Annotated in this window: 4 protein-coding genes; 1 reads left to right on the forward strand and 3 read right to left on the reverse strand. The window is 69.8% G+C overall.

Features of this window, described 5'->3' with window-relative positions; genetic code table 11:
* Nucleotides 1–585 precede the first annotated feature (585 nt).
* The 3 genes from MKL20_RS17740 to MKL20_RS17750 form a co-directional block, all read right to left on the reverse strand.
* Nucleotides 586–1,431 carry a DUF6456 domain-containing protein gene (locus MKL20_RS17740; protein WP_244037772.1) on the reverse strand — a complete coding sequence of 282 codons (846 nt, stop codon included), beginning with the start codon at nucleotides 1,429–1,431 and terminating at the stop codon, nucleotides 586–588.
* Between the two features lie 90 nt (nucleotides 1,432–1,521).
* The gene (locus tag MKL20_RS17745; RefSeq protein ID WP_244037775.1) at nucleotides 1,522–1,734 is read right to left on the reverse strand and encodes a hypothetical protein; all 213 of its coding nucleotides are present in this window, start codon (nucleotides 1,732–1,734) and stop codon (nucleotides 1,522–1,524) included.
* A gap of 119 nt (nucleotides 1,735–1,853) precedes the next feature.
* Nucleotides 1,854–2,273 (reverse strand): MucR family transcriptional regulator, encoded by a 420-nt coding sequence (locus MKL20_RS17750; protein WP_409568165.1) that lies wholly within the window; start codon nucleotides 2,271–2,273, stop codon nucleotides 1,854–1,856.
* A gap of 394 nt (nucleotides 2,274–2,667) precedes the next feature.
* Between MKL20_RS17750 and MKL20_RS17755 the strand changes: the two genes are divergently transcribed.
* Nucleotides 2,668–4,803 (forward strand): S9 family peptidase, encoded by a 2,136-nt coding sequence (locus MKL20_RS17755; RefSeq protein WP_244037774.1) that lies wholly within the window; start codon nucleotides 2,668–2,670, stop codon nucleotides 4,801–4,803.
* Nucleotides 4,804–5,079: the final 276 nt, after the last annotated feature.

Here is a 5,079-nt window from a genome sequence, read left to right on the forward strand (position 1 = left end):
CACCCCCACCCCTGGCCCCTCACCGCAAGGGAGAGTGGAAAAGCGCGGTGCTTCAACCGCTTGCTCCCGGCACGTTGTGTGAAGCCGCCACGCGCCCCCTCTCCCGTGCGCGCTACGATGTTCACACATCTGCGGACGAAGCGCGGGCCCCCTCGCCCCGCTTGCGGGGAGAGGCCCGCACCGACCTCGTCGTCCGTGCGGGAAGCGCAGGCGAAGCCGGAGCGGCGGTGAGTGGGCGGTTCAGGACGAGGCGCGCGTCCGGAGCCGCCCCCTCACCTTCGGCTGCCGCCTCGCTTCGGCGACGACAAGGTCGCCGAAGCCCTCTCCCCGCAAGCGGGGCGAGGGGATACCCGCACCGATGCTGGAGCCGAAGCACGGGCCGTCGTGCAAAAAGGGCCGAACTCGATCTGTGAATCCATTAGCCCGCACGGGAGAGGGGACCCGCGCCTTCTGCGCCCACGGCATTGATCGCGGCTACGGTCGAAACCTGTGTCGCCCGTAGCCCTCATTCTGAGGTGCCGCAGCGCAGCGAGCCTCAGGATGCGGGGATTGGGTTGGCGTTCGGCCGGACTCGGCCCCCTCCCCTCACGCCCGCCACAGCCGCAACCGCCCGTGATCCGGCCCGGTCGCCTCGCGCGCCAGGCCGTAATGCTCGGCGAGCCGCCCCAGGGCGATACGGGCCACGACCTTGGCCGAGCGGGCCGGCCAGCGGCGCTCGGCCTCGATCCGCTCCAGGCCCTTGAGGAAGCCGCACAGGTCGATCAGCAGCCCCGACAGGTCGCTGCCGACCGCGTCGAGGGCGCCGCGGACCCGCTGGCGCGCGGCGATCACCTGATCGGAGGCGGCGGCCGGGTCGCGGGCGCCGCCGCCGTCGACGCGGGGGGCGCCGAGCTCGATCCCCATCCGGGGCAGCATGGCGGCCGTGGTCATGTCCCGGCGCAGCCGCTCGCCGGCCTCGAAGGCGGCCGGGTCGATCAGCGGCGTGCCGTCCCCGTTCCGGCGCCGGACCATCCAGGCCAGGGGATTTTCCGAGGCGTTCCGCAAAGCCGGCTCCGGGGCGCCCCCCTCGATCACGGTCAGGTCGTGGTGCTGGGCGAGATAGGCCATCCCGTCCGGGGCCTGCTGGCGCCGCAGACGTGCTTGTCCCGCCGGGCTGATCGTCAGCTTCGCACCGGCCGGGTCCCAGGCGGCGAGGTCGGCCTCGACCAGCGCCTGGCCGGCTCTGTCCGAAAACCGCCCGCTGCCCACCGAGACCCCGTCGCCGCCCCGCCGGACCAACAGGCCGTCCTCGCTTAGGGGATCGCGCCGGGCATAGGCTCCGGCCTCGCCGAGCCGCGCCAGCAGCCGCGCCGCCTCCGGCGACAGGGGCGCTCCGGCCGCCGCGCCTTGTGCCGCAGCCTTGGGCCGCCTCGCCTTCGCCCGTTTGTTCATGTTTTGTTCCAATCACGGTCCGCAGCTTCGCGGCACCGGACTAGCGCAGGGTCGGTCGCGATGTCAAGGCTTTTTTACCTAGAACCGGATTTAGGTCCGGTCCGGCCTGGTCGGTGGCTGGCGAAGGATTTCGGCGATCTCGTCCTCGGACTTGCCGCGGACCGCGTAGCCCAATTCTTCGAAGCGATCGATCAGCGCGGCGCTGTCGGCGGCAGACCGCGCAGCCCATTCGGAGAGCGCGGTGTTCATCCGCTCGATATCCTCCGCCGGATCACCATCCTGCGGGTCTGGAAACGCAGTCATGCTCAGCACCTCGGCACCGGACGGAGTTGCGACCGCATCGCACGAAACGCGCCATCGCACCTCAACGCCCGACATCGTCCCGGTATCCCGCGATGCCCCGAGGGTCCGGTCCGGTACCGTCAGGCGGCGTCCCGGAGCCCGTCCGGCCGGCCCAGCCCGATCGCCTTGGCGAGTTCGGAACGGGTCTTGGCGTAGTTCGGCGCCACCATCGGGTAATCGGCGGGCAGCTTCCACTTCGCGCGGTATTGCTCGGGGCTCATCGCGTATTTCGACCGGAGATGCCGCTTGAGCGACTTGAACTTCCGGCCGTCCTCCAGGCAGACGATGTAATCCGCCGTCACCGAGCCCTCGACCGGCACGGCCGGCTCCGCTGGTTCCGCCGCCCCAGCGTGGCTCTCCGCGACCCGCTTCAGGGCGGCGTGGACGTCGCCGAACAGCGCCCGCAATTCGCTCACCGGAATAGCATTCTTACGGACATAGGCAGCCACGACGTCGGCCGTCGCACCGACGAGGTCGATCGTTTTCTCGTTCTCTCTCACCACAAGACCCCCCGATTTCAGAAATAGCGTGCGTCCCGCTCCAGCCCTCATCGTTCCAAGCATTGCCTGACGCCCACATCGGGACAGAGTGGTACCCGGCGCGAGCAAGCGGCCCCGAGCCGCGCGTGCACCAATCGATCCCGTGTAGACAGGTACAACATGACGATTTGTATTACAAGTTAGAACGACATTACCGGGGATCGACGCATCCGTCCGTACAGGGATACTTCCATCTCGGATTTTCTATCCATAAGTAGATAGAGATATCCTTCTTACTAACTTAAAGTTATGCCCCGCGGGGCTCCGGCCGGTTCCGGAGTCGCGGCGGCTTGCGTCGCGACCTCCGGCGGGACACATCCCCAGACCGGACGGACAGGACCCGGCGGGAGATACGATGACGGAGATCGGGCGCGGCTTTCTTGCAAACCGGACCGGGGCACCGGTGGCCGAGATCCGGCCGCGGCGCTTCAGCGTCCACGGCCGGGAGATCGTCGACGACTACGCGTGGTTGAAGGCGGAGAACTGGCAGGCGGTCCTCAAGGACCCCGCCGCCCTGCCCGACGACATCGCCGCCTACCTCAAGGCCGAGAACGCCTACGCCGAGGCCGCCCTCGCCGGCGCCGCCGACCTGCGCAAAGCTCTGGTCTCCGAGATGCGCGGCCGCATCCAGGAGGACGAGAGCGGCGTGCCCGATCCCGACGGGCCCTACGCCTACTACACCCGCCACCGCGAGGGCGGGCAGCACCCGCTGGTCTGCCGGCGCCCGTCGACCTCGCCGAACGTGCCGGATTCCGGCCCCGACCCGGACGAGACGATCCTGATCGACGGCGACCGCGAAGGCGAGGGCCTGCCGTTCTTCGAGATCGCCGCCGCGGTCCATTCCGACGACCACGGCCTGCTCGCCTGGAGCGCCGACACCAAGGGCTCGGAACTCTACACGATCAAGGTCCGCGACCTCGCCACCGGCCTAGACCGCGACGACCGGGTCGAGGCGACCTCCGGCGAGGCGGTGTGGGCCGCGGACGGGCACAGCTTCTGGTACGTGGCCCTCGACGCCAACCACCGGCCCGCCAAGGTGATGCGCCACCGCCTCGGCACTGCTCAAGCCTCAGACGAGACCGTCTACACCGAGCCGGATGCCGGCTACTTCGTCCATATCGGCCGCACCCAGTCCGGCGCTTTCCTGGACGTGACCGCCAGCGACCACGAGACCTCCGAGGTCCGGCTCCTCGACCGGCACGCGCCCTCCGCTGCCCTGCGGCTGGTGCAGCCCCGCGAGCCGCTGCTGATCTACGACGTCGAGCATCGCGGCGACCGCCTCTACATCCGCACCAACGCGGACGGCGCCGAGGACTTCAAGATCGTCACCGCCCCCCTGGACGATCCGGGCCGGGCCAACTGGACCGACCTCGTGCCCCACCGGCCGGGGGTGATGATCCGCCACCTGCACCTGCTGGCCGGCCACCTGATCCGCCTCGAGGTCGAGAACGCCCGGCCGCGGATCATCGTGCGCGACCTGACTGATGGCGAAGAGCACGCCGTCGCCTTCGCCGAGGAGGCGTACGCGCTGGGCCTGCGGGGCGGGCACGAATTCGACACGGCGACGATCCGGTTCGTCTACTCGTCCATGACGACGCCGTCCGAGACCTGGGACTACGCCTGCGACAGCCGCGACCGGACCCTGCGCAAGCGCCAGACCCTCCCGAGCGGGCACGACCCGGCCGCCTACGTCACCCGCCGGCTGTTCGCCACCGCCCCGGACGGCGAGCAGGTGCCGATCTCGCTCCTGCACCGCCGGGACCTGGCGCTGGACGGCTCGGCGCCGCTCCTGCTCTACGGCTACGGCTCCTACGGGACGCTGATGCCGGCCGGGTTCCGCACCAACCTCTTGAGCCTGGTCGACCGCGGCTTCGTCTACGCCATCGCGCATGTCCGCGGCGGCACCGAGAAGGGCTGGCGCTGGTACCTCGACGGCAAGCGCGAGAAGAAGCCCAACACCTTCACGGATTTCATCGCCTGCGGGCGGGCCCTGATCGCGGCCGGCTATACGGCGGAGACACGCATCGTCGCCCATGGCGGATCGGCCGGCGGCATGCTGATGGGCGCCGTCGCCAACCTCGCCCCGGAGCTGTTCGCCGGCATCGTCGCCGACGTGCCGTTCGTGGACGTGCTCAACACCATGCTGGACGCGGAATTGCCGCTCACCCCGCCGGAATGGCCCGAATGGGGCAACCCGGCCGAGAGCGTGACGGCCTTCGAGACGATCCTGTCGTATTCGCCCTACGACAACGTCGCCGCCAAGGCCTACCCGGCGATCCTGGCGCTGGGCGGCCTCACCGACCCGCGGGTGACCTACTGGGAGCCGGCGAAATGGGTCGCCCGCCTGCGCGCCACCATGACCGGCGGCGGCCCGATCCTTCTCCGGATCAACATGGAAGCCGGCCACGGCGGCGCCGCCGGCCGCTTCGACCGGCTGGAGGAGGTGGCGCTGATCTACGCGTTTGCGCTGATGGCGGTGGGGAAGGCTTAGGGAGGCGTCTGACTGGCCTCTCCCACCCACGCCCTCATCCTGAGGTGGCGTAGCGAAGCGAAGCCCTCGAAGGAGCCCTCCAGCCAGCCGCGCGATCCCTGGAGGGCTCCTTCGAGGCCCAGCGATCTTCGATCGCCGGGCACCTTGTATTAGCGAATCATGTCAGATTGCCCCTGTCCCGCGAGGGATGCCGGCTCTGGGGTGGCCACCCCAGAGCCGGCGGCGACTGTCGGATCGTTGGCACCTGAGCCTGTGGCCTGCGCCGCGGGCTGGTCC

This window comes from Methylobacterium sp. E-066, from assembly GCF_022829635.1.
In the GTDB taxonomy this organism is placed as follows: domain Bacteria; phylum Pseudomonadota; class Alphaproteobacteria; order Rhizobiales; family Beijerinckiaceae; genus Methylobacterium.

What these genes read in the sequence shown, in the direction of transcription:
- MKL20_RS17740 (WP_244037772.1), bottom strand. Translation starts at nt 1,431, where the DNA reads ATGAACAAACGGGCGAAGGCGAGGCGGCCCAAGGCTGCGGCACAAGGC.
- MKL20_RS17745 (WP_244037775.1), bottom strand. Translation starts at nt 1,734, where the DNA reads ATGACTGCGTTTCCAGACCCGCAGGATGGTGATCCGGCGGAGGATATC.
- MKL20_RS17755 (WP_244037774.1), top strand. Translation starts at nt 2,668, where the DNA reads ATGACGGAGATCGGGCGCGGCTTTCTTGCAAACCGGACCGGGGCACCG.